We start from the raw sequence: 25,229 nt of genomic DNA, 5'->3' as shown, positions 1-25,229 counted from the left end.
ATTAAAATTAGTTCAACATTCATTTTCAAAATTAGCTGCGATAAGCTGTCCTAGTCTTCGAATTCCCTCGATTATTTCTTTCTCATTGGCATAACTGAACGAGAGCCTGAGAAACTCGGTTCCATCGTTTTGATCCAAGAAAAAGTATTTCCCTGGAACATATGAAACACCCTCAGCTAGAGCCTGTGATAATAAATGCGACGTATCTACACCCGGAATTCTTACCCATACAAAGTAACCGCCATCTGGTACATACCAGGAAACGGATTCTGGAAGAAATTGTTCCAGCGAACCCATTAACGCAGTACATTTGGCACGATACACATCTTTTAGTAGGTTGAGTCGTTTCTCAAAATCGGTGTTTTCTAAGTATGCAGCCATTGTACTTTGAGCAAATGGATGGTCTAAATCTTTTTTTAACCACTCTAAAGCCTTAATGAATTCACTTTCTCCTGCTATCCATCCAATCCGCATTCCCGGCGCAACAACCTTGGATAATGACCCAACTTGGAGGACTCGCCCGCATTTATCAATAGATTTTATTGGCACTGGATTTTTATCGAAGGATAATTCTCCGTATGCATCATCCTCTAGAATGAGGAAATCAAACTCGGTGGACAGCTCCAATAAATGCTTCCGGCGCTCAATTGTCATAGTCGTCCCAGTTGGATTTTGAAAGGTTGGGATTGTATATAGAAAACGCGGGAGGGTTAAACCTGTGCGTTTCCTTTCGTCCAGTATTTCTTTTAATCGGTATGTTTGAAGTCCCTGTTCATCTACAGGTATACTAATAATCTGATTTGTATAGTTTTGAAAAATCTCTAAAGCCTCCATATAGGTGGGAGATTCTACAGCTACGACAGCAGTATCATCAAGGAGAATGCGGGCGATAAGATCTATCCCCTGACAAGCACCTGATGTAATCAAAAGCTGTTCTTCCAAAACGGAAATTCCACGTTCTCCTAATCTTTTCTGGATTTGCTGCTTTAGTCTTGCAATTCTTGGACTTCCGAGATAATGGAGAGGCAAATCTTGCTCCTCATCAAGAAGTCTGGCTACTGCTACTTTAATCTCCTCAGCAGGAACGAGAGCTGGATCCGGATAGCCTGAACTCAAGCGTATACAGCCATCTGGCAGATCTGGCATCCATGCACCGGGCGGATCATTCTTAAGTGCCGCTTTAATGTTTTCAGAAAAAAAAGATTCAACATTCATTACAACCATACACCTTTCCTTCAATCGAGTCTTGATTGATTCCACCAATTTTTGTAGATAGCTGTTTTTTAAGTGACAAATCATAAGTTTCTATCCGTTTAGCCTTTGATCCTCATCTGCTTTAATGTATAAGGTTTCTTATCATGCTTAACTTTTTTACGTCAAGATATTTTTAAATATTCTGATACCTTATGTATTATAACATTTTCGCTACTCATTATTTACTACTATTATTATTCTTTTTTAAGATGCATGGAGAAAAAAATCATAGTTCATTCAATCGTATTTCCCATAATATTACGAAACTATCCTTTAACACCAAATTCACGTATTGCGGAGGATTCAACGATTTGACGATACATTTCTTCATCCGTATCTCCCTCTTTTCTTCTTCACCATTAAATCTCCGCTAATTCTTTTAGTTTCTTATTCTATAGTGAATTCGTTATCGGCCTATTAATTTAAGCAGAAACCTTCTACACCCGTGATACCAAATATTTGCGAAACTATGCGTATATTTTTGTGAAAGTTGGACGAGACTGCTAGTAAATTAAATCTAGGAGGTTATCAAAATGTTTAGATTCGGGAAAGGTAAAATGCGAAGTAAGGTCGGTAAATTCATCGATAAGCATGGATATTCACAAGAGGAATTTGTAAGTGCATCCGGAATCTCACGCAATACGATAAGCAGAGTTTGCAGCGATCCTAAGTATGTGCCCTCAGCCGGAGTATTAAAGAAAATCATGAAGGCGATTCGGAGTATAGATGCTGAAGCAAAGTCAGACGATTATTTTAATATTTAAGGAGAAAGCAAGTGTTGGTATTAGGAAAACGCAAAACGTTTCTTTATTGGGCGGATTATAAACGTTCAGCGTCCGCATGATTTTTAAATTCCTTTAAGTGTAACGACTCACCCCGAAGCAGCACACCAGTTCATGGACGAATTTGAAAGGTAGCGGCAAGCGTACTTCTCCAAAATACTTCTTAACTTCGTCCATTATAATACATGCTCCCGTAATCCAAGCTTTCCTTTCACTGGAATAAAGTCATCCAGCAGCTGCATGTCCTTAACTGCTGATACCGCTTGCCCATCTTCCAGTATTGCCTGCATCCCGTTATTTTCATTGACCTCTCCCAGAACAAATTGACTTGCCCAAGGCAGTATCATTGATAAAACCTTCATTGATAACGGCCTCCAACTTTTCAAAGTTTACTTATGTCTATAGATTTTCCCTGCAACAGATTATTATAAGCATGAAAATCCCCCGCTTCTATTAGAGGCGGGGGATTTTCTCATTTACAGATGAACTGAATCTTTTATCCCTTTTAGACAAATACGGTGGCAGCTTCTTCAAACAGGGCTTGTTATCGGTTTGGGACAAAGGAAGGGTATTCCACTACAGCTATTTTCGACTAACCATTTTCTTAATGAAGCGAACAATTGGTGAAACAACGGCTTCACGGACATTCGTGAGGGCATAACCGATCAGCCCCATGATAACCAGAGCCAATATTAAACCTATTATCAATCCTGATGTTTCTCTAATTTCTTCAAATACAGCACCCATTCCTTACCCTCCCCGCCTTGCCGATGCAACTTATTTTTACGGTTTTCACCCATTTAAAATTCTGAACAGCTTCATCAATCGCATTTTCTTTGAACCCTTGTACCCATTCTGGTAAATAAGGTTCATTATAACGCATTGGATGATTATGGTCGAGTTGGCACTTTTAAACGCACATCCAAATTTCATTTCCTCTATCTCTTTCTACTTATTGACTTACCTTCTAGCGTTTATATCTAAGTAAATATATAACTTCCCCTTCTTTCCACTAAAAATAACGAAATGTAAACCTTTTCATTTGTCCAAAACCGACAAAGAAAAGACAGAATTATTGTTTTTTAAGAACATTGTGAAAATTGTCGAAAAATCGTAAGCTTAATTTGTGAATACATCTTCTTAGGGGGTGCGCTTATATGGAAGCCATTACAAGAGACTTTTTCTTATTTTTATCTAAAAATAATCTGCTAAATAATATCGCTAAGAAAAGCGGCGGAAGTTTTGCTGCTGGAAAGATCATTGGGGGAACTGATTTCCAAAGTTCCATTAAATTCATTAAACAACTTAATAATAGTGGCTTGTCGGTTACTGTCGACCATCTTGGGGAATTCGTTGATTCCAAGGAAGTGACTCACGAACGGACGGCAGAATGCATCGAAACCATCGAAATGATCAGCAGGGAAAAACTTGATTCACAAATTTCTCTAAAAATGACTTCACTGGGACTCGATATCGATCATAATCTCGTCATTGAGAATATGACGAAAATTCTTGATACAGCAGAAAAACATAAAGTCATGGTCACAATCGACATGGAAGATGAAGTTCGCTGTCAGGCTACAATCGATATCTTTAGACAGTTCAAAGAAAAATACAGCTGCATAAGTACTGTTCTGCAAGCATATTTATTCCGCACAGAGAAAGATTTGGAGGACCTTGCCCAATATAAGCCATTCCTGCGTCTCGTAAAAGGTGCCTACAAGGAATCTCCTGAGGTGGCTTTTCCCGAAAAGGATGATGTAGATGAAAACTATAAAAAGTTGATTAAGCAAAGTCTTCTTAACGGTAATTATACGGCCATCGCCTCACATGATGACAAAATCATCGAATTTACAAAAGAGCTTGCTAAGAAGTATGACATCCCGAATACACAATTCGAATTTCAAATGCTTTATGGGATGAGAAGCAAAACCCAATACGAATTGGTCAAGCAAGGTTACAAAATGCGCGTCTATGTACCATATGGTCTGGATTGGTATGGATACTTCATGAGAAGGCTTGCAGAAAGACCATCTAATATTGCTTTTGCCTTCAAAGGGATGGTCAGAAGCTAAATATATTCAATATTCAACATTCTCAATTGCTACAAAAAATCTATGAAAAGGTGTGATTATCAATGATTTCATATAAACATGAACCATTTGTCGATTTTACAAACGAGGAAAACAAGAAAGCTTATCAGGAGGCTCTTCAAACTGTTGAAGGCTACTTAGGGCAAGACTACCCTCTTTATATCGGGGCAGAGAAAGTGACGACTGATGAGAAAATCGTTTCTTATAACCCTGCAGATAAGCAAGAGGTCATCGGCCGAGTATCGAAAGCGAACAGGGATCTTGCTGAAAAGGCCATGCAGGAAGCTGCTTCCGCTTTTGAAAGCTGGAAAAAAGTGAAGCCGGAAATCCGTGCTGACGTTTTATTCAAAGCTGCTGCCATCATTCGCAGACGCAAGCATGAGTTCTCTGCATTATTGACAAAAGAAGCAGGAAAACCTTGGAATGAGGCTGATGCCGATACAGCGGAAGCGATCGATTTCCTTGAATTCTATGCCCGTCAAATGTTGTCGCTTAAAGATGGCGTGCCTGTTCAAAGCCGTCCGGGAGAATTTAACCGCTATGATTACATTCCATTAGGGGTCGGCATCATCATTTCTCCTTGGAACTTCCCATTTGCCATCATGGCAGGTACAGCTGTTGCGGCTATCGTTACTGGTAACACAATCCTATTGAAACCAGCTTCGACTACTCCTATCGTTGCTGCGAAATTCGTTGAAGTGATGCTTGAAGCCGGCCTTCCAGCAGGTGTGTTGAATTTCGTTCCAGGAAACGGAGCCGAAGTGGGCGACTACCTGGTTGATCATCCAAAAACACGTTTCATTTCCTTCACTGGTTCACGTGATGTAGGTCTGCGCATTTACAAACGTGCTTCAGAAGTGAACGAAGGCCAAGTTTGGCTGAAGCGTGTCATTGCTGAAATGGGCGGAAAAGATACGATGGTCGTCGACAAAGAGGCTGATTTGGAATTGGCTGCTCAATCGATTGTGAAATCTGCATTTGGCTTCTCGGGACAAAAATGTTCCGCTTGCTCCCGTGCTGTCATCGTAGAAGATGTGTATGATCAGGTTTTGAATCGCGCTGTCGAGTTGACTAAACAACTGACTGTCGGTAACCCTACAGAGAACCATTTCATGGGGCCTGTCATCGATCAAGCAGCTTTTGATAAAATCATGAGCTATATTGAAATCGGAAACCAAGAAGGACGCATTCTGGCTGGAGGAGAAGGAGATAGCTCTAAAGGCTACTTCGTTCAACCGACGATCGTCGCTGATGTCGATCCGCAAGCCCGTTTGATGCAAGAAGAAATCTTCGGACCAGTCGTTGCCTTTACAAAAGCGAAAGACTTTAACGAAGCTCTTGAAATTGCCAATAACACAGAATATGGTTTGACTGGGGCTGTCATTACGACAAACCGCCTTAATATGGAAAAAGCACGTGAAGAATTCCATGTGGGGAACTTGTATTTCAACCGTGGCTGTACTGGTGCAATCGTGGGTTATCAGCCATTCGGCGGGTTCAACATGTCAGGAACCGATTCCAAAGCAGGCGGACCGGACTACTTGCAGCTTCATATGCAAGCCAAAACAACTTCCGAAACGTTCTGATAATGTCCCATTAAGCAATTTAAAGAAGAGTTGAATTTCCTCGTGTTTTTGTATCTACCATTCTGCGATACGAAAAACGAGGGTAAATGGAGGAAGTGACAAATAAGTTGCTTCCTCTTTTAAAACAAAAAATTATCCTGAAGGGAGTCTCATATGATAGATTATGCATTAATAATTTCCATTAGCATTTACATGGCGGGCATGCTTCTTATCGGATATTTCGCCTATAAAAGGACTTCTAATTTAAATGATTACATGTTAGGCGACCGAGGTCTTGGCGCAGCTGTCACTGCTTTAAGTGCCGGTGCTGCAGATATGAGCGGTTGGCTTCTGATGGGACTGCCTGGTGCCATGTTCGCAACAGGACTCAGTTCCATGTGGATTGTATTCGGCCTGACACTTGGTGCCTATGCAAACTGGCTGTATGTTGCCCCACGGTTAAGAACCTATACGGAAGTCGCTAATAACTCCATTACCATCCCGGCATTCTTGGAAAATCGTTTTGGTGAGGGCTCACGGATTCTAAGGTTTATTTCAGCTTTGGTCATTCTGATATTCTTTACTTTTTATGTTTCATCTGGAATGGTATCCGGTGGAGTCTTATTCCGGAGTACATTTGGCCTTGAATATCATACAGGTTTATGGATCTTAACAGGTGTTGTTGTAGCCTATACTTTATTTGGCGGATTCCTGGCAGTAAGCTGGACTGACTTCGTACAAGGAATCATCATGGTAGTTGCCCTGATTCTTGTACCAATCGTTACCCTCTTCCATGTTGGTGGTTTCGGTCCTTCCATAGACACAGCACGTTCAATCAATCCCGACTTATTGAATATTTTCACTGGTACGAGCTTTTTAGGAATCGTCTCATTATTTGCATGGGGACTAGGTTATTTCGGACAGCCGCATATCATTGTCCGCTTTATGGCGATTAGTTCTGTTAAGGAAATCAAAAAAGCCCGTAATATCGGTATGGGCTGGATGATTTTCTCCAGTATCGGTGCCATGCTGACTGGATTCATCGGAATCACCTATTTTTCTCAAAACAACCTGAAGTTAGATGACCCTGAAACCGTTTTCATGGTTTTGGGCGAAATACTATTCCATCCTCTTATTACTGGTTTCTTAATTTCTGCAATACTGGCAGCCGTCATGAGCACAATTGCTTCTCAGCTACTGGTAACAGCCAGTTCTTTAACAGAGGATATATATAAAACTTTCTTCCGTCGGTCTGCTTCTGATAAAGAGCTTGTCTTTTTAGGCAGGTTATCCGTTCTGGTCATATCCATTATCGCCCTTACTCTCTCGTGGGAGAAAAATGATACGATTCTTGGACTCGTCGGCTATGCATGGGCAGGATTCGGTTCTGCATTCGGTCCATTGATTTTGCTCAGCCTATTCTGGAAGCGAATGACAAAATGGGGTGCTTTAGCAGGGATGATTGTTGGTGCCGGGACTGTTATTTCCTGGAAGATAGCAGGATTATCCACAGTGCTTTATGAAATGATTCCTGGTTTTGCCGCAAGCTTGATTGCCATCATCGTGGTCAGTCTTCTTACAGCCAAGCCATCTAGGGAAGTAGAAGAGAAGTTCGAAGAGTTTGAAAGAACATTAAAAGAATAATAAATCTCCTTAAGGAACGGTATATGAAATTTTTCATATACCGTTCCTTCTTTCTTCTTGCCCCTATACACATCTTCCGTTTAAAAGTATTATTAAACTAAGTTATCTTCCAATTCAAAAAACAGGGGGCCATATATGTCATTAGAAAAAATCCTGACTCTCACAAACATCAACGATATAACGGATATGGTCAGCACTTATTTAAAAAAACCAGTCGTCATTGAAAATGACCAATTTTTATTGCTGGCATATAGTTCATATTATATCGAACACTTCGACCAAGCCAATCGGCAAACCATCTTCACAAAGCATTGGCCGATTCCAATTCTGGAAAAATTCATGGATGAGGGCATTGTCGAACAGCTTAAAACGGTGGACCATCCATTTAGGGTGAAACAAATCGAGGAAATCGGCTTAAATCAAAGAGTTGTTGTAAGCGCTGTCCACAAAGGGCAGGTCTTCGGATTCATTTGGGTCCAAGAGACGGAAACGATGCCTGATTCCGATTTGGAATTTTTACATGAGGTTTCCCATCATATTGGCAAGCTCCTCTATCAGAAAAAACAGATAAACATGAAAAAAGATGAAGAGAAAAATGAGTTTTATCAAAAGGTCATTGACGAGGTCTATCAAACTGAAAACCAAATAAAATGGGAAGCAGCCAATATGAATCTTCTCATTCCGGAAACTTTCCTTGTAAATGTCTTTACCATCGCTCAATCCGATGCGGAACATTTCGATGAATTAGCGGCTACAGTCAGTCTATTCGCCAATGCATTGAATCATTTTTCCCATGTATTCACAAACCAATTGAAGATCATCGTCTTAATTGGCAGCAAGGGTAAAGGGAAAGACCTGCTTTCTGATAGCGCCAATGATTTAACGAACACGGTTCTTTCCCAATTCAATGATCAAAGGGTGTTCCCGGGAATCGGAAATGAGTATTCTTCGATTCTTCAATTAAGAAAATCCTATCTCGAAGCACTGGAAGTGATCAATGCAGCCAAGTTCATCGGTAAACCTGAACAGTTTCCTTTCCAATATAACAAGCTTGGGATTTTCCGTTACCTCGAAATGATCTCCAATCATCATACTAAAACGAATTATATCAATACAGATTTACGGATTCTTCAAAAAAAGGACCATGAAAGCCAAACCAAGCTCATTCAAACAATGGAAATATATCTGTTGAACAATTGCCGGCTCAAACCGACAGCTGAACAGCTATACATTCATACCAACACATTGAAATATAGATTGAACCAAATAGCCGATCTCACTACAATCGATTTTGATGACTTTCATTCGAGAATACAGCTTTACATCGATTTACAGCTTATAAAACAGAACTCTTAAGTCATTCCTATTTTGAGGCCGAGAGCTTCAAACATCTAAGGAGAGAGGAAAAACAGCTATTCTGCCGTGTTCCTCTCTCCTTATACATTGTGCTTTTATTATATCCAGTCAAGGCAGCTGTTTTATTCACCTATACACTTGCATAGTCAGTGGGATGCATATGAAAAATTTTAGGCACCGATTAATTTTTATAAATATTACCTTCCAAAAGATCTTCCAAAGTGGTATGATCCAATAATTCTGCCACTTGATCTCTAATCAGTGCCCAAAGAGGTTTTAATAAACAGTTATTATCTTCAAGGGGACAATATTCATATGCTGTAATACTTACACAGCTCATAGGGGCAAGCGGTCCTTCTAAGTCCCGAATTACGTTGCCAATGATAATCTTATTGGGCAATTCCTTTAAGCTATACCCTCCGTAGACCCCCCTTTTACTTTTAACATAACCATGACTTTTTAAATATAATAGAATTTGCTCCAGATATTGAGGCGACACTAACGTCTCATTCGCAACATCTTTTATCTGCATAAGTCCTTTTTCGTTCTTTGCTAAAGCTATTAAAGCTCTTAATGCATATTCCCCCTTACTTGAAATCTTCATATGATGATCACTCCCAGCCAATACACTTTATATCATGCTATTTTATGAATGAAGATTATATACGTGGAATTTTGTATCTATTTCATTCCTGGAAATGCACATCTATATACTTTATTCATACTATATTTCAGAAAGTTGACAAATTTAATCATGTTTCTTTGGAATCAAATTAATGCCCTTTTATAAAAGGACAAGTTCAACTCCTCATTGTAAAAATGAACACTATCTTATTTGTAAGGAGACGCGAAGAATGGATTTTTTAGAGTCTGTCAAATACACTTTCGATAACTTACCCTCGTATGATGAAAGTAATTTAGTACAAGCTGTTCAATCTTTAAATCTAACTTTTCATGAAGTTTCTAAGTATGTTTCTGAACCGATGGATTTAGAATACGGACGGAATGTTATTTACAAATCTGAAAATGTCGAAGTAATTGTCATTCATTTACCTAGTATGGCCAAGACTTTTATCCATGATCATGGATTGTCAATTGGATGCATTTTTGTGGTAGCTGGTGATTTTTTAAACGTATTATATAAGTTGGAAGACAAAGAATCTAATCCAATTTATGATCACATACAGGAGTTTTCCCAAAATGATATCCTCCTTGTTAAAGAAGATACCATTCACATGATGTATAATCCCACCACTTCTCCGGTTATTACCTTTCATATTTACACTCCACCAGTAAAAGGCGGAACAAACTATACTTCCCCATGAAATAATCCTCTGATTCATCATTATTCAAATATTGAGTATATCAAGGAGAATGAGATGTTATATTTCACAATCAAAAAAACCATGGTTCCATAGGAGGTTGTTATGAATTCGCAAGGCGATCAATTTATCCAAAGCTTACAAGACGGAAGAAGTGTTTGGTTAAATGGAACAAAAATTGATGTCACAACAGATGAGAACTTTATAGGTACATTAACTACGATCTCTGAGTTATTTAATATGATTGATTATCCACAAAAGAGAATTTCGGTAGGCTATCTTAGTCCCAAAACGAAAGAGTTTGTCCATTCAGCCTTTTTAGTTCCACACTCATATGAAGATTTATTGAAGAGGAGGATCGCTTTTGAAACTTGGAGTCAAACAACAGATGGCGTGATGAGCCGTTTGTCAGACTATGCTAGATCAAGATTAACAGGATGGTATGCATCGCGGGAGGACTATAAAAAGTTTGATAAACACTTTCCCCATAAAATTAAAGCTTATTATGAAGAAGCAAGAGATAAGAATCTTTTTTTAAGTGTCGTGCAACGAGACCCTCAGATTAACCGTGCCAATCAATCCTTCAAAGATATAAAGGATCTAGGATTATTAAGAATTACAAAAAAGACGAGTGATGGAGTTTTCTTAAGTGGAGCCAAAATGATTGGTACCGCAGCACCCTATTCGAATGATTTAATTGTATATCCCCTCGTAAATCTGAAAGAAGAACAGGAATCCATAGCTCATATGCTTATTGTTGCGGCCAACTCTCCTGGATTGCATATGGTTTGTCGGGAATCCTTTGCTGCAAATCAGACAAAAATAGTGGATTCTCCTCTAAGTTCAAGGTACGACGAGATGGATGCTTTATTAATTTTTGACAATGTATTCGTCCCCTGGGAACGTGTTTTACTTTACGATAACGCTGATGCTTTGCTGCAAATTAAATTAAATCCCGCATCAAATGGCTTAGCGTATCATCAGGCAATTGTTCGGTTATTAACTAAGCTGGAATTCGTTACAGCTATAGCTTGCGAGATTGCTGAAGCAATAGGGGCCGATGCCTATCTGCATGTTCAAGAAAAAATAGGGGAACTCCTCATCCAGGTTGAAACGATTAGAGCATTATTGATAGCTTCGGAAAGGGAAGGAAAGCTAGATCAATATCAAACGTTCATTCCAAATTTCACGTATATCGAAACAGCCAGAAACCTCGGGACCAAATATTATCCCCGTGCCATAGAAATCTTACAGCTCATAGGAGCAGGAGGATTCATTCAATTACCCTCAAGTGTACAGGACTTCCAAAGTCCATTATCAGATCTGCTGAAAAAATATTTTAAAGGAGCGAATCTGGAAGCAGAAAAGAGAACAAAACTATTTAAATTAGCTTGGGATCTTGTGGGGAGTCCTTTAGGATCTAGGCATGAATTATATGAACGTTTTTACGCAGGAGATCCAATACGCAATATAGCTAATCAGTATAATAATTATGATAAAAAAAGATTTAAACAAATGTTAGAAAAATATTTAGATTATTAATGGTTAGGATGAAGACTAAATCAAAATCATCAGCTTTGATTTAAGCGAAAGACCATGATGGAACAGGTACTGTAATTTGAAAACCTTGTTTACTATGCACCTTATTGGTCCAAAAGCCACATGAAAAGTCTATTTAAAATCACGATAACTCCATAGAACCAAGCTAATTTAACGTTTTTAAGGGACAAAATTAACCCTACCGGAACCAAGAACATCAATGCTTCCAGTATCAAATGAAGTTGTGCTGATAGTTGTATGCTGGCCTTAGGGGAACCAAATATCCCCCAAACGACCGCTATTCCTAGTGGGATAACAATGCTTAAAAAACCTTTCATGACACCGGTATTCCCTACTTTATACCCCCAATAACCGTATACAGCAAGTGCAAAAATTTCTAATAAAAATCGAACGGATAAGTTTACCATTTGCAAAACAGCCAGAAAACCCATTTTAACCTTCCACCAAATCATATTTATCTTTATTTATTACAATTGAATGGATTCCCTCAATATAAGTATTTAGCAGTATAGAAAAACTCTTATCGATATCAATCGGCATCCCAAACCCACCCATTTTTTCAATTGAAGTAAATCCATGTAAAATACTCCTTAATCCTCTCACCAAGTGAATCGCCATTTCTTCCTTCAAATTATAGGCTTGTAGTACTTGGACAACAAGCTCTACAACTGATTGCTGTGCTTGCTGTAATTCCATGTCTTCAGAATTTGGAAAACGGGTGGTCGCATCATAAAGCCCTGGATGAACTCTAGCAAATTCAACATATGCCTCACTAAGTGCCCTGATTGCATCATCACCGGAGCGTCCCACTGCTGCTTGAAGCATGTATTCATAAAGTTTTTTAACTCCATTTACTGCTAGTTTCTGTTTTAATCCATTTAGGCCGTCTAAATGGTTATATAACGAGGGGGGCCGTATTTGTAATTTTTCAGCCAACTTGCCTAACGTAAGATGATCAAGGCCGCTTTCATCAGCTAATTCTGTTGCTGTTTGTAAAATGATAGACAAATCTACCCTTATACGTTGTGACATCTCATTTTAACCTCCTATTTTCATTGTTGAAATTTTAATTCTGCTTCAACTATTGCTCTGTCTATAGAATTCCCAGGGTGTTCTAGCATCTTCCCATGACCTACAGCAATTAAACTCGGCTTATAACTTCTTAATTTCTTTGCACTTTCAAGAGCGATGAGTTTATCCCATGTGGCAAAGGCTGGAAACGGAAATAAAGGTTTAATCATGCCAGACACCGCCGTTCCACCTCTAGTTTGCAGGGCATCCCCGACAATTAAACTATGATTCCGGGTATCAAGAAGCGATATCGAACCAGGGGTATGTCCAGGTGAATAAATAACTTCCAATGAACCAATACGGTCACCCTCTTTAAGCAGTAAGTCTGGTCGAGTTTGAATATTTTTAGGGACTCCGCCACGGATTGGATTTTCATTTTGCAGGAGCGTGGTATCACCAGCAAGTAATGATGCTTCCCTAATAGAAATACTCACTTGTGCATCAGGCATTGATGCTTTTAACCCGTCAAGTGCACCTACATGATCATCATGAGCATGAGTAACTATTATTCTTGTTATCGGTTTTCCAATAATCTGCGCCGCATTCATTATACTTTTTGTGCTGTAGGGTAATGCTGCATCTATTAGTGTAAGGCTATTCTCTTCTTCTACAAAATAACAGTTCACAGGAAATACACGTGGCATGAAAGATAGTTGATATACTGTACCAACCTTTGTCATTTTCATTTTTAATCAAACTCCCTTACAAGACTAATATGATTACTATTATAACTAATACGATTAGTTTTACAAGAATATTCCATATTTAACTAAAACTTCACGGTCATTCTCACAAGAGCTAGTTACCGAAAAACCATGAAAAACCAGCTCTCAATTACCTTGAGCTGGTTTTTCATGTATCACATCATATTAATTTATTTTCAAGAAACATTTTCCTTGTCGCTGACATATTCATTCTCCCAAAAATCGGCGTTCTTAATGCCTAACGGTTTGGGGTCGAAAACGGGATCCAAGCCTTTCTTCTTTTGCTTCTCATAATCTTTTAAGGTAATAAGTGCTGGTTTAGCGAGAATTAAAATGGCAATGACATTTAGCCATACCATAATCCCTAATCCAGCATCACCTAATGCCCAAGCCATCTCTGCCGTACGAACGGTTCCATAAAAACTAGCCGCAAGAATGATGAGTTTCAATACGAACATGGCCCACTTACTATTCCGGTTGCGCATTAAATAAGCAATATTCGTTTCTGCAATATAATAGTATGCCATGATCGTCGTAAAAGCGAAGAAGAAAAGCGCAACAGCAACAAACCCAGCACCAAATCCCGGTACTGCGCTATCGATGGCCGCTTGTGTATACCCTGGACCCGGTGTTACATTTGCTAGATTATTGACAATGAATGATCCATTTTCCGCTTGAGTATTGTACATACCTGTAAATAAGATCATGAAAGCCGTTGCTGAACAAACGAACAATGTATCGATATAGACAGAAAATGCTTGTACAAGACCTTGTTTGGCCGGATGCGAAACTTCTGCCGCAGCAGCCGGGTGAGGACCTGTGCCTTGCCCCGCCTCATTCGAATAAACTCCGCGTTTCACTCCCCAGGCTATCGCCATTCCGATGAGCCCGCCAAATGCAGAATCCATCCCGAAGGCACTTCTGAATATTAATGAAATGACACCTGGTAATTCTGTAATATTCATTATGACGATGACAACAGAAAGTAATATATAGCCCAGGGCCATGAATGGTACGATTATTTGCGCAGCATTAGCTATCCGTTTTACACCACCGAATATAATGAAACCAAGTAAAAGGATAATAGCTATACCTGTGATTGCAGGTTTAATGCCAAATGCATTCTCCATTCCGGCAGCAATTGAATTTGACTGAACACCAGGCATCAGCACGGCCATGGCTATTAGTGCAGCGAGTGCAAAAAGAACAGCAAACCATTTCACGCCCATTCCTTTTTCAATATAATAGGCAGGGCCCCCTCGATATTGACCGTCTTGTTTGACTTTATATATTTGGGCTAAGGTCGATTCCACAAACGCACTTGATGCTCCAATGAAGGCTATGGCCCACATCCAAAAAACCGCACCAGGACCACCAAAAGCGATAGCCGTTGCCACGCCAGCAATGTTACCTGTACCGACCCGCCCCGAAAGAGCTATGGATAATGCCTGGAAAGAGGAAACGCCCGCTTCTGAACTTTTCCCTTTGAACATCAAAACGACCATTTCCTTAATATGCCTCACTTGCAGAAAACGGGTCAAAATCGAGAACACTAAACCTACTCCCAATAAAATGTAAATGACTGGTGTGCTCCATAAAACTCCATTTAAAGCCGTAATAAAATCAGACAATCAAGCTCCCCCTTTGATTATATTTTGAAAATTCAAACTTATCTATCATTTATTATATTTCATCTTAATGCATTAAACAATAGTTTTTGAGTCGGAAGACCTAACATGCCGCTTTTTTATTTTTCCAACTGAGATATCCATACTTTCCCCTGAATTTAAAAAAAACGCCAGCGATTCCGCCGGCGTCATTTTTTTGCATATAGGTCAAGATACTCTAATCGCACCCAGTATTTCCTGTTCCAATTGATTGGTTCTCTCCATTTTTGTCGATGCTGACCATCCGAAATATCCAGCCATATAATCGATCACTGCATTTTTATACGTTTGGACTAAATCGATATCGAATAACAAGGTCCCGGTCCTGCGGAAGAAGAAGTCCACTGGAGTTGCAGCCATTTCATGATCAAGTGCGTATTTCAGCTGTACGAACAATTTCTGCGGAATGCCAGTGCTTTTTCCTCCGTTTCCTTCGCTTTTGGCGATATTGAATAACACAGGTGCGTTAGACCCATACATGGCCAATATTTCCTCGGAGTCTTTTACAGAGAGTCCTGAGTCTACCCCCATTTGAATATGTTGCTTGATATAATAGGAGAAGTTGCTTGATCCCCCGACATCCCCGCCCGAAATCGGCATTCCTTTAGTGCTGCTCGCTCGGTAAGTCTTATTGGACTGCTGGGAAAGCTTCTCTGCCACAAGGTCGACCGTCGTTTTTGCCATTTTGCGATAACCGGTCAATTTCCCTCCAGCAATCGTGATAAGGCCCGAATCGGACTCCCAAATTTCATCTTTCCTTGATATTTCAGAAGGGTCTTTTCCTTCTTCAAGAATCAACGGCCTTACTCCAGCCCAGCTTGATTCGATATCTCCATCCGTAACTTTCACTTCTGGGAACATATAATCAATCGCCTTTAATAAATAGGCACGGTCTTCGGATGTAACGGTTGGCACTGCAGGATCACCATCATAAAAAGTATCCGTAGTCCCTACATAAGCCTTACCGGCTCTCGGAATGGCAAAGATCATCCGTCCATCTGGTGTATCAAAATAAAGCGCCTGCTTCAATGGGAATTTCGATTGGTCGATGACCACATGAACACCTTTTGATAATTTCAGCGTTTTCCCTTTTTTCGATTGGTCTTTTTCACGGATTGAATCAACCCATGGACCTGCGGCATTGATAACTTTGTCTGCATATATTTCATACTGATTGCCTGATAGTAAATCATTGACCTGGACGCCTATTACCTTGCCATTTTCATACAACAATTTTTCTACCTTTGTATAATTTATCGGTGTCGCTCCTTGATCTACAGCCGCCTTCATCACTTCAATCGTCAGACGTGCATCATCTGTTCGGTATTCAACATAATGGCCTCCGCCTTTAAGTCCTTCTTTCTTTACAAGGGGCTCCATTTTCAGTGTTTCACTAACCGATAGCATTTTCCTTCGTTCGCTTTTTTTAACGCCTGCTAGGAAATCATAGACTCGGAGCCCGATGGATGTGCTGAATTTCCCGAATGTGCCGCCTTTATGCATTGGGAGCAGCATTCTTTCTGGTGTAGTTACATGTGGCCCATTTTCATAAACAATCTCTCTCTCTTTTCCAACCTCAGCAACCATTTTTATTTCAAATTGCTTAAGATATCGCAAACCACCATGGACAAGCTTTGTTGAACGGCTTGATGTGCCTGCCGCGAAGTCCTGCATTTCCACCAATGCCACTTTCATTCCTCGAGTTGTCGCATCCAGGGAAATCCCTGCACCTGTAATTCCTCCGCCAATGACTAACACATCATATTTTTCTTTTTTCAGAAGCTCAATTGTTTCTTCTCGATATATATTTGAAAACCTCATGCCTGATTCCTCCTTTAAGTAATGCCTTCCATTGTCGATTAGCCTGTATTACTCGTGATTCTGCACGTTACTCGTGAGTTCTGCACGTTTACTCGTGAGTTCTGCACGTTTACTCGTGAATTCGCGCTGTTTACTCGTGAATTCGCGCTGTTTACTCGTGAGTTCGCACTGTTTACTCGTGAATTCTGCACGTTTACTCGTGAGTTTGGTCCTTATATTGAATTGGTTCATTTGTTCTCATAGTGTCCATATAATATTAATATCCCTAATTTGCCGATAAAAACAAAAAAAGAGACCATAAATGCACATTATCGAATTCTCGATAACGCATTCATGGTCTCTCCTGTTCTCCGGCCGATTTATTAACTTGATTTTAGTATAACATACTCTAGCTCATATTAGAAAGACTTCGCTTTGTTTTTATTTAAAAGCCATTGCTGCTTGAACAGCTTTTTTCCATCCGTCATATAATTTTTCACTATCCTGCTCATCCATGGATGGATTAAAGGTTTTATCGATTGCCCACTGCTGGGCAATTTCCTCCTGATCCTTCCAATAGCCAACAGCTAGTCCAGCCAAATACGCCGCCCCGAGTGCTGTCGTTTCGTTTATAGTTGGCCTTTCAACAGGGACACGTAATAGATCGCTTTGGAATTGCATTAGGAAGTCGTTCTTAACTGCACCGCCATCCACTCTCAATGTCTTCAGCTCTATGCCTGAATCTGCCTCCATTGCATCAAGTACATCCTTGGTTTGATATGCAAGTGATTCAAGGGTAGCACGGACAAAGTGCTCTTTAGATGTTCCACGAGTTAAGCCAAAAACCGCACCTCGTACATCGCTGTCCCAATATGGAGTCCCAAGCCCAACAAACGCCGGAACAACATAAACTCCATCAGTACTTTCTACACGTTTTGCATAGGCTTCACTGTCCTCGGCATTTTTAAGCATCCGTAAACCATCGCGCAGCCATTGAATTGCTGATCCTGCTACAAATATGCTGCCTTCTAGTGCATATTCAACCTTGCCATTCAATCCCCAAGCAAGAGTTGTCAATAACCCGTGTTCGGAACTGACAGCCTTGTCTCCCGTATTCATAAGCATGAAACAACCTGTTCCATACGTATTTTTTGCCATTCCTTCATTAAAACAAGCTTGGCCAAACAATGCCGCCTGTTGATCACCCGCTGCTCCTGCGATTGGAATCGACTGGCCGAAGAAATGATATTCGATCGTATGAGCATACACTTCGGAAGAAGGTCTAACATCTGGTAGCATCGACTTCGGCACAGTCAATATCTCCAGCAGCTCTTCATCCCATTTAAGCTCATGAATATTATACATTAATGTCCGTGAAGCATTAGAATAGTCTGTTACATGGGCTTTGCCTCCTGATAGCTTCCAAATCAGCCAGGTATCAATGGTTCCAAATAACAACTTGCCTTCATCTGCTTTTTGTCGGGCTCCTTCAACATTATCGAGGATCCACTTCACTTTTGTACCGGAAAAATAGGCATCTATTAACAATCCTGTTTTTTCTCGGAACAGGTCGTTAAGACCTCTTCCTTTCAACTCATCGCAAATTTCGCTCGTTTGTCTGGACTGCCATACTATCGCATTATACACAGGGGTTCCAGTTTCTTTATCCCATACGACTGTCGTTTCACGCTGATTAGTGATTCCAATACCGGCAATTTGCTCTGGCTTTACGCCTGATTCCGATAGTACACCAGCAATTACCGCTAAAATTGATCCCCAAATCTCATTGGCGTTATGCTCTACCCAGCCCGGCTTAGGGAAATGCTGCGTGAATTCCTTTTGGGACGAGTGGATAATCTCGCCTTTTTCGTTAAACAGAATCGCCCGTGAACTAGTTGTTCCTTGATCCAATGATAAGATATATTTTTCCATACTGTGTTCCCCCCCCTTTTTAATTTAACTAGCTATGTTGCTAATTTCTAACTCACTTGATTGCTTTTTTCCAAAAGTATACGCTAACACCAATATTATCAGGCTCGCTCCTAAAACAGCCCAAAAGGCTGTCGTCAATTCACCGACAAAGACCGCTTTATAGAAGACAGCTCCAAGTGCTCCACCGACTATCGGACCAACAACCGGAATCCAAGCATAGCCCCAATTTGATTTTCCCTTACCCGGTATTGGCAGCAGGAAGTGAGCAATACGAGGTCCAAGATCACGGGCAGGGTTTATGGCATAGCCTGTTGTTCCTCCTAGCGACATCCCGATAACAACAATCAATAAACCGACAGCAAATGGGTTCAGACCTTCTGTAAACTCGCCGGCTCCAATAAACAATAAGCCAAGGACAAGGATGAATGTACCAATCATTTCACTTAATAGATTTGAAAAAGTATGTGGGATAGCCGGTGAGGTTGAAAACACACCAAGCTTTGTACCTGGATCCTCCGTAGCTTTCCAGTGAGGCAAATAATGCAGGAATACAAGAGTTGCACCTATAATTGCCCCTATCATTTGGGCCATGATGTACCCTGGCACATCAGCCCAAGGAAAATCTCCATTGATAGCTAATGCCACGGTAACAGCCGGGTTTAAATGTGCTCCGCTTATGGAACCAACTGCAAAGACACCCATTGTAACAGCCAGTCCCCACGCAATCGTGATGACAATCCAGCCAGCATCTTTAGCATAAGATCCTTTTAAGGAAGTTCCCGCCCCAATACCTGCACCAAATAAAATTAAAATCATCGTACCTACTACTTCTCCCCAAAATGGAGCCATACATAATCCCTCCTCTTATAGAATGATGCCTTACCAACAAATAAAAGGAGATTCACATCAGAAATATCCTCAAAATAATAATGAGTATGTCTGTTGTGAATCTCCTAATCTCCGTCACATGTATTAACTTGTAATGTAAATATACTAGGTTGTGAAAACGCTGTCAATTAATTTGTATAAAAATAAATGAAGTCCCCTGTATTTTTTTCCCTTTATAAAACAGCAATCTCTATCTTAATTAAAACATCTCCCATAATTCAGTTTTTGAAGTCGTGATTGCCGAAGCTCCTGCCTCAAGGGCATTCAAGACTTCATCTGACGAGCGTATGAGCCCGCCAGCAAAGATAGGGGTTTGTAAGCGTTCCTTTACCTCTTTAATCATCCAAGGCATTGCGCCCGGTAAAACTTCGATATAATCTGGCTTTGTTTTCTGTACCAGCTTATAACTTTTCTCTAACGCATGTGAGTCAATTAAAAAAATTCGTTGAATGGCAATAACGCCCTTTTGCTTTGCTTTCAAAATCACGCTGGATTTTGTCGAAATCAGACCATATGGGCAATACTCCTGGCAAATAAATTCTGTAGCGTATTCGTCACTTTTAATACCATGAATTAAATCGACATGATAAATCATTTTTTTATTATGCTGCTTTGCCATCATACTTACATTTTTCAATTGTGATATATGCAAATCAAGAAACACACCTATTTCATAGGGACTTTCTAGAAATCTTTCGAAATCCTTCATGCTTGCCGAAGCAGGCAAAATTTTCTGGTCCATTCATTTTCCCCCTTATCTTCCGGAAAAACTCAAAACTTCAGTTATTTAGTATATTTTAAAGAGCTTGATTTATCAAACACAATTTTTCTTATTGAAAAAATGCCCTTTACCATATCCTTACACTAACATACCTGGTGTCCCCTTTAAAATAATACAGGTAAGAATGCTATGTAAACATTTCCTTCAATGATTACCTTTCTTCTATTATCATAAAGAAATTTTCATTTTTAATGCACCTTCGGCCAACTCATACGATTTAATAGTGCCCACGGGTATTCTCTTCACGATGTTCCAAGCATTAAAATTCATTTTGATTATTCGATTTTCAAATTTAAAAAATGGCGGTCTGTTAAATATCTTTTGGTTAATAAAATTCCTATCAATAGGCTTCATTTCTACTAATTCAAATGAAATCGTTCTTTTTTCCACCTGAACCGGTTTTAATGTAATACGGAAAGGCACGTTTTTCTTAAACATCATTTTTTTCACTTCCGTCGTTCCGATGAGCACTATATGTTCTGGCGTAATCTCGACTTTAACGGCCTGCTCACCAGACTTCATCTTTATAATTCGCTCTAACATAGTTGCAGTTATCGTTATCGGTAAACCATTTCCGAAAGTATTAGATGGATTGAATGTATTCATTATGGTTTTCCTCCTCCAACTTAACTCTCAATAACTGATATTCGATATGGAACGTCAGTTATAGCGTATGCCGGAATGTAGTTAACCTTTCATAAACATGCAAGGTCCTGATCAATAATCCGTATATTATACATGTGCTAATGCCGTTCCAAGGGAGTTTGCTTTATAACTTGCAATGACCAGACTAACACCTGCTGCAACAATATCTAGATTACGTCGTTACCCTATTCTATTTCATCCAAGCACAAAAAAAGAACGGCTACCAGCACGTCCCCTTTTTACTTGCAGCTATCTTCATCCTCCTTTTTCTTAACGAATATATCGTCTGTCACCCTATCTTCCAGCTTGTTCCTCAATGCCAATTCAGCAGCCTTCCCATCACTGGGCGACCCGTCCGAGAAATACATCGGAAACAAGGAAAAGAACATAATATAGAAGGAAAAATAAATGAATTGATACCAGATTACCGAGCTTTCTAAGATGTTCTGGTAAATCAAGCTGTATATGAATAGCATACTGACTAAATTAAAGATAGAGCCCCCTAAATAAATCAGCATATTCGTCAAACGATTATCATGTTTCAATCCCTTAAACTCACAAGTCCCATTCCAAAAATAATATTTCCTTACCTCTATGTTCCAAAAGGTGAAAAGTTTATTACCACAACCGATCAAGATTTTCTTTTCTGATCCTCCGAAGATGGTAACAAAAAAGATATGCCCGCTTAAATGTATCAGTGTAACGATTGGCATAATCAGAAAAAAGGAAAATAGAAATTTAATGATATCATGGAGACCAAAGATTTGTATCATCCTCCTTACCAGAGCTATTTTCTTGTAATCCCTTTGTTGAAGGATGATACTCTGATACCCAGTACACGCTAGTTATAACTGGTAATTTTTATCAGTGATGTTCTGGCTGTATTCCTTTTTATATAAAAAAATCCGACAGATTACCTTTTTCTCTGTCAGATTCTTTCTTTCATTCTTTTTTAGCGATTAAAGGTGCGGATAACTTCTTCATTACTTTGTCCCGGCTTCAGCCCTGTATGTTTATAATGAGGGGTAAACACCGATGTTTTGATTGGACAGGCAATTTGCTTCTGGATGCTTCCTTTTCCGTCAGGTACTTCAACAATCATGCCTCGCTCCTTAAGTTGGGGATGATTGGTCGCTTCGGTAAAGGTCAGTACTGGTTCTACACAGGCCTCAGAATCAGCAAATATTTCTTTCCATTCATCAAAGTTTTTTTCAAGAAAAGCACGTTGGACTGCTGTTTTAAATCTACTTCCACTCTCAGCATCTCTGCTCAAGCTTAGTTCATACAATTCAGGCTTGAGGATTGCTTCACATAGAGCTTTACGGAATGGAGGCTCCAGGCTTCCTACCGAAAAATAACGTCCATCTTTTGTTTCGTAATAGTCATAAAATGACCCTCCGTTTAACATCAACTTCTCTGGCTCCAGCTCCAAGCCACGTTGTAAATTCAGAGGTGCAGATATGGCATTTAAAGCGAAACTGCAGTCGGTCATGCTGATGTCGATGGATTGGCCCTCCCCGGTTCTGTCCCTGTAAATGACTGCGGACAAAATGCCGATAACAGCATGCATTGATCCTCCTGCAAGATCGGCAATTTGCGTTCCGTTCTTTGCTGGGCCGTCTTTTTTCGTACCGGAATAGCCTGCTAACCCTGCAATCGAAATATAATTGATATCATGACCCGGGCGGTCTTTGTAGGGACCGGTCTGGCCAAATCCTGTGATCGAACAATAAATTACCTTCGGATTGATTTGTTTTAAAACCTCGTATCCCAGCCCTAGACGTTCCATGACACCTGGCCGGAATTGTTCAAGGACGATATCGTATTCTTTCACTAAATTTTTTACGGCCTCGATGGACTCCGACTGTTTTAAATCAAGTGTAATCGATTGCTTTGATCTGTTAAGATATTGATTCACACCCCATGAATCCCCTGCCGCCGGCCTTTCTACCTTCAAGACATCTGCTCCTAAATCAGCTAGCATCAAAGTGGCAAATGGTCCGGGCAGTAGCGTTGAAAAGTCCAATACTTTCAAATTAGTTAATAGAGTCATAAGCACGCACCTTCCTTTTCTAGCGATTAGATACTTCAAACGGTTACAGTCTGTTTTCTCTTCTCAAAGATGGCAGTTACCCCGTCATACAGTATGCATTCCTTTGATTTTTTCAAAAAATTTGAAAGAGATTAGAATGATACATATAGTCTCCTTTAGCTAATTTGATAGAAACACATACATAGAGATTACATTTATCATATAACATCCGCCTTTTTATTTGTATTAATTTCCATTTAACACAAATTAAAAAACCAGGAATCCCGCTCCCGGCTTTGAATAAGAGTTTTGAATGGCGAAGGTAAATAAACCTACATGCACATAGCGGTTTACATTTAGACAAATAAGAGCCGGACAATTTAAAACTGCATTGTCCGGCTGATTTTACTTATAGCTTGTTCATTCGTATTTTTTGTCAAAGTCAAACTCGACTTCTTCAAGTTTAACGAATTTAGTTTTCCTTACCAGTTTATATCCAAACCATAGACCAAGGAAAAGTGGGATTCCTAGGTATGCAGCTATTACACTGCCCCAGTCAATGTGGTCTGAAAAAAATGCTTGAAAATTTTGAGATAGAATAACGATTAAGCCAATCATAATAGCAAAAATCGGGCCGATTGGAAACCATAATGCCTTATACGGCAGCTTATCCAATGAATGGCCTTGAGCTATATAAGCTTTACGGAAACGATAATGACTGATAGAAATACCTAGCCAGAAGATAAATCCTGTAATACCAATAGCATTCATTAGCCATATATACACTTTACCATCACCAAATATAGAAGCTAAAAATGCAAGCATACCGATGGCACATGTCAAAATCATTCCCGCAACCGGCACTCCGCGTTTGTTAAGTTTTGCAAAAATGCGCGGTGCTTGCCCATCTTTAGCCATTGAATATAACATTCGTGTCGATGCATATAAACTAGAGTTACCTGCTGATAATACCGCTGTTAAAATGACGGCATTCATAAGCGAAGCTGCAAAGGCCACACCTGCCTTTTCAAATATGAGCGTGAACGGGCTTACCATGACGTTTTCCCCTTGTAAACTTGAATTCGTATAAGGGATAAGCAGTCCTATCACAAAGATTGCCAATACGTAAAAAAGCAGGATTCTCCAGAAGACACTTTTAATGGCCTTTGGTATATTCCGTGCAGGATCTTCACTTTCACCGGCAGCCACGCCGACAATTTCGGTACCTTGAAAAGAAAAGCCAGCCGCTATGAATACGATGAAGACACCCATAAATCCACCAGGGAAAGGAGCGTCGTCGACTGTGAAGTTTTTAAAACCTACTGCTTCGCCACCCATGATGCCGACAATCATTAGTATTCCAACGATTATAAAAATAACGATGGCCGTTACTTTTATGAAGGAAAACCAGTATTCCCCTTCACCATAACCTTTAACGGATAAGTAGTTTAATAGGAAAATGAGCACCAAGAATGATGAACTCCACAACAATGACGGACTATTCGGAAACCAAAATTTCATGATCATTGTTGAGGCTGACAACTCAGCCGCTATGGTCATCGACCAATTGAACCAGTATGTCCATCCCAAAGCAAACCCAAATGCCGGATCGACGAATTTCGTTCCATAGGTACTGAATGAACCGCTTGTCGGCATTAAGGCGGCCAGTTCCCCTAAGCTGGTCATCACGAAGTACACCATTGCCCCAACTAAGGCATAAGCAAGTAATGCCCCGCCTGGTCCAGCTGTATGGATAGCTGCCCCGCTGCTAAGAAACAGTCCGGTGCCAATAGCTCCTCCAATGGAAATCATCGTTAAATGACGGGATTTTAAACCGCGCTTTAATTCTTGTTCTTCTTGCTTTGGAGGATGCTGAAAGATGTCGTTTTCTTGTTTTGGTATCATAAATTTTCATCCCTTTCTATATAAGCGCTTTCATTTATGGGGAAATCCATTTAATAAATTTTCCTATTCCTTCGACTTTCAAATAGAGCTAATTTACAATCGAATATTCCTATTCTGAATATATGCAATTTTCATGCCAAATTTAAAAAACCGCAATATTCAACAAATTAACAAAAAAAATGACTTCAATAGACAAAATATTTTGCACTTTACGCAACGATTTTTTGC

Annotated in this window: 24 protein-coding genes; 7 read left to right on the top strand and 17 right to left on the bottom strand. The window is 39.9% G+C overall.

Features of this window, described 5'->3' with window-relative positions; all coding sequences use genetic code 11:
• Positions 1-12: 12 nt before the first annotated feature.
• Positions 13-1,215: a PLP-dependent aminotransferase family protein gene (locus tag ACQKKK_RS18570; RefSeq protein WP_427618051.1), complete on the bottom strand. Its 1,203-nt coding sequence runs from the start codon at positions 1,213-1,215 to the stop codon at positions 13-15.
• Positions 1,216-1,787: 572 nt separating this feature from the next.
• On the opposite strand from ACQKKK_RS18570, the gene ACQKKK_RS18565 reads away from it, so the two are divergent.
• On the top strand, positions 1,788-2,018 hold the full coding sequence (locus tag ACQKKK_RS18565) for a helix-turn-helix domain-containing protein (RefSeq protein WP_427618049.1): 231 nt from the start codon (positions 1,788-1,790) through the stop codon (positions 2,016-2,018).
• Positions 2,019-2,212: 194 nt separating this feature from the next.
• Here ACQKKK_RS18565 and ACQKKK_RS18560 read toward each other — a convergent pair whose 3' ends face one another.
• Together ACQKKK_RS18560 and ACQKKK_RS18555 are read right to left on the bottom strand one after the other, a co-directional pair.
• Entirely contained in the window at positions 2,213-2,398 is a 186-nt protein-coding gene (locus tag ACQKKK_RS18560) for a hypothetical protein (protein WP_427618047.1), read from the bottom strand.
• Positions 2,399-2,618: 220 nt separating this feature from the next.
• A complete protein-coding gene (locus ACQKKK_RS18555; protein ID WP_427618045.1) occupies positions 2,619-2,783 on the bottom strand; it encodes a hypothetical protein in 165 nt (54 codons plus the stop codon).
• A gap of 410 nt (positions 2,784-3,193) precedes the next feature.
• Between ACQKKK_RS18555 and ACQKKK_RS18550 the strand changes: the two genes are divergently transcribed.
• The 4 genes from ACQKKK_RS18550 (at position 3,194) to ACQKKK_RS18535 (ending at position 8,694) form a co-directional block, all read left to right on the top strand.
• A complete protein-coding gene (locus ACQKKK_RS18550) occupies positions 3,194-4,111 on the top strand; it encodes a proline dehydrogenase family protein (protein ID WP_427618044.1) in 918 nt (305 codons plus the stop codon).
• Positions 4,112-4,173: 62 nt separating this feature from the next.
• A complete protein-coding gene (pruA, locus tag ACQKKK_RS18545; RefSeq protein WP_427618043.1) occupies positions 4,174-5,715 on the top strand; it encodes an L-glutamate gamma-semialdehyde dehydrogenase in 1,542 nt (513 codons plus the stop codon).
• Between the two features lie 153 nt (positions 5,716-5,868).
• Positions 5,869-7,338 (top strand): sodium/proline symporter PutP, encoded by a 1,470-nt coding sequence (putP, locus tag ACQKKK_RS18540; RefSeq protein WP_427618041.1) that lies wholly within the window; start codon positions 5,869-5,871, stop codon positions 7,336-7,338.
• A gap of 135 nt (positions 7,339-7,473) precedes the next feature.
• Entirely contained in the window at positions 7,474-8,694 is a 1,221-nt protein-coding gene (locus tag ACQKKK_RS18535) for a PucR family transcriptional regulator (RefSeq protein ID WP_427618039.1), read from the top strand.
• A gap of 181 nt (positions 8,695-8,875) precedes the next feature.
• Here ACQKKK_RS18535 and ACQKKK_RS18530 read toward each other — a convergent pair whose 3' ends face one another.
• Entirely contained in the window at positions 8,876-9,298 is a 423-nt protein-coding gene (locus ACQKKK_RS18530; protein WP_427618037.1) for an RrF2 family transcriptional regulator, read from the bottom strand.
• A gap of 250 nt (positions 9,299-9,548) precedes the next feature.
• Between ACQKKK_RS18530 and ACQKKK_RS18525 the strand changes: the two genes are divergently transcribed.
• A complete protein-coding gene (locus ACQKKK_RS18525) occupies positions 9,549-10,019 on the top strand; it encodes a cysteine dioxygenase (protein ID WP_427618035.1) in 471 nt (156 codons plus the stop codon).
• A 102-nt stretch (positions 10,020-10,121) separates the two neighbouring features.
• Complete coding sequence (locus ACQKKK_RS18520) at positions 10,122-11,558, top strand: 4-hydroxyphenylacetate 3-hydroxylase family protein (protein ID WP_427618033.1); 1,437 nt, start codon at positions 10,122-10,124, stop codon at positions 11,556-11,558.
• 101 nt (positions 11,559-11,659) lie between these two features.
• Here ACQKKK_RS18520 and ACQKKK_RS18515 read toward each other — a convergent pair whose 3' ends face one another.
• From ACQKKK_RS18515 to ACQKKK_RS18455, 13 genes are all read right to left on the bottom strand, one after another.
• Positions 11,660-12,007 (bottom strand): YrdB family protein, encoded by a 348-nt coding sequence (locus ACQKKK_RS18515; protein ID WP_427618031.1) that lies wholly within the window; start codon positions 12,005-12,007, stop codon positions 11,660-11,662.
• Position 12,008: 1 nt separating this feature from the next.
• Complete coding sequence (locus ACQKKK_RS18510) at positions 12,009-12,608, bottom strand: WHG domain-containing protein (RefSeq protein WP_427618029.1); 600 nt, start codon at positions 12,606-12,608, stop codon at positions 12,009-12,011.
• Between the two features lie 20 nt (positions 12,609-12,628).
• A complete protein-coding gene (locus ACQKKK_RS18505) occupies positions 12,629-13,333 on the bottom strand; it encodes an MBL fold metallo-hydrolase (protein ID WP_427618027.1) in 705 nt (234 codons plus the stop codon).
• A gap of 194 nt (positions 13,334-13,527) precedes the next feature.
• Positions 13,528-14,982, bottom strand: coding sequence for an alanine/glycine:cation symporter family protein (locus ACQKKK_RS18500; protein WP_427618025.1), 1,455 nt, complete (start codon positions 14,980-14,982; stop codon positions 13,528-13,530).
• A 204-nt stretch (positions 14,983-15,186) separates the two neighbouring features.
• Positions 15,187-16,839 (bottom strand): glycerol-3-phosphate dehydrogenase/oxidase, encoded by a 1,653-nt coding sequence (locus tag ACQKKK_RS18495; protein WP_427618023.1) that lies wholly within the window; start codon positions 16,837-16,839, stop codon positions 15,187-15,189.
• 48 nt (positions 16,840-16,887) lie between these two features.
• Positions 16,888-17,070: a hypothetical protein gene (locus tag ACQKKK_RS18490; protein WP_427618021.1), complete on the bottom strand. Its 183-nt coding sequence runs from the start codon at positions 17,068-17,070 to the stop codon at positions 16,888-16,890.
• Positions 17,071-17,259: 189 nt separating this feature from the next.
• On the bottom strand, positions 17,260-18,750 hold the full coding sequence (gene glpK, locus ACQKKK_RS18485; protein WP_427618019.1) for a glycerol kinase GlpK: 1,491 nt from the start codon (positions 18,748-18,750) through the stop codon (positions 17,260-17,262).
• Between the two features lie 24 nt (positions 18,751-18,774).
• On the bottom strand, positions 18,775-19,599 hold the full coding sequence (locus ACQKKK_RS18480) for an MIP/aquaporin family protein (protein ID WP_427618017.1): 825 nt from the start codon (positions 19,597-19,599) through the stop codon (positions 18,775-18,777).
• Positions 19,600-19,837: 238 nt separating this feature from the next.
• Positions 19,838-20,380, bottom strand: a complete 543-nt coding sequence (locus ACQKKK_RS18475; RefSeq protein WP_427618015.1) for a glycerol-3-phosphate responsive antiterminator — start codon at positions 20,378-20,380, stop codon at positions 19,838-19,840.
• Positions 20,381-20,587: 207 nt separating this feature from the next.
• Positions 20,588-21,025, bottom strand: coding sequence for a hypothetical protein (locus tag ACQKKK_RS18470; protein ID WP_427618013.1), 438 nt, complete (start codon positions 21,023-21,025; stop codon positions 20,588-20,590).
• A gap of 278 nt (positions 21,026-21,303) precedes the next feature.
• Positions 21,304-21,837, bottom strand: a complete 534-nt coding sequence (locus tag ACQKKK_RS18465) for a hypothetical protein (RefSeq protein ID WP_427618011.1) — start codon at positions 21,835-21,837, stop codon at positions 21,304-21,306.
• 179 nt (positions 21,838-22,016) lie between these two features.
• On the bottom strand, positions 22,017-23,117 hold the full coding sequence (locus ACQKKK_RS18460) for a CaiB/BaiF CoA transferase family protein (RefSeq protein WP_427618010.1): 1,101 nt from the start codon (positions 23,115-23,117) through the stop codon (positions 22,017-22,019).
• Positions 23,118-23,516: 399 nt separating this feature from the next.
• The gene (locus ACQKKK_RS18455; protein ID WP_427618008.1) at positions 23,517-25,001 is read right to left on the bottom strand and encodes an amino acid permease; all 1,485 of its coding nucleotides are present in this window, start codon (positions 24,999-25,001) and stop codon (positions 23,517-23,519) included.
• Positions 25,002-25,229: the final 228 nt, after the last annotated feature.

Source organism: Peribacillus sp. NPDC006672, from assembly GCF_050274955.1.
GTDB lineage: Bacteria > Bacillota > Bacilli > Bacillales > DSM-1321 > Peribacillus.
This window is presented reverse-complemented; position numbering and strand designations above follow the sequence as displayed.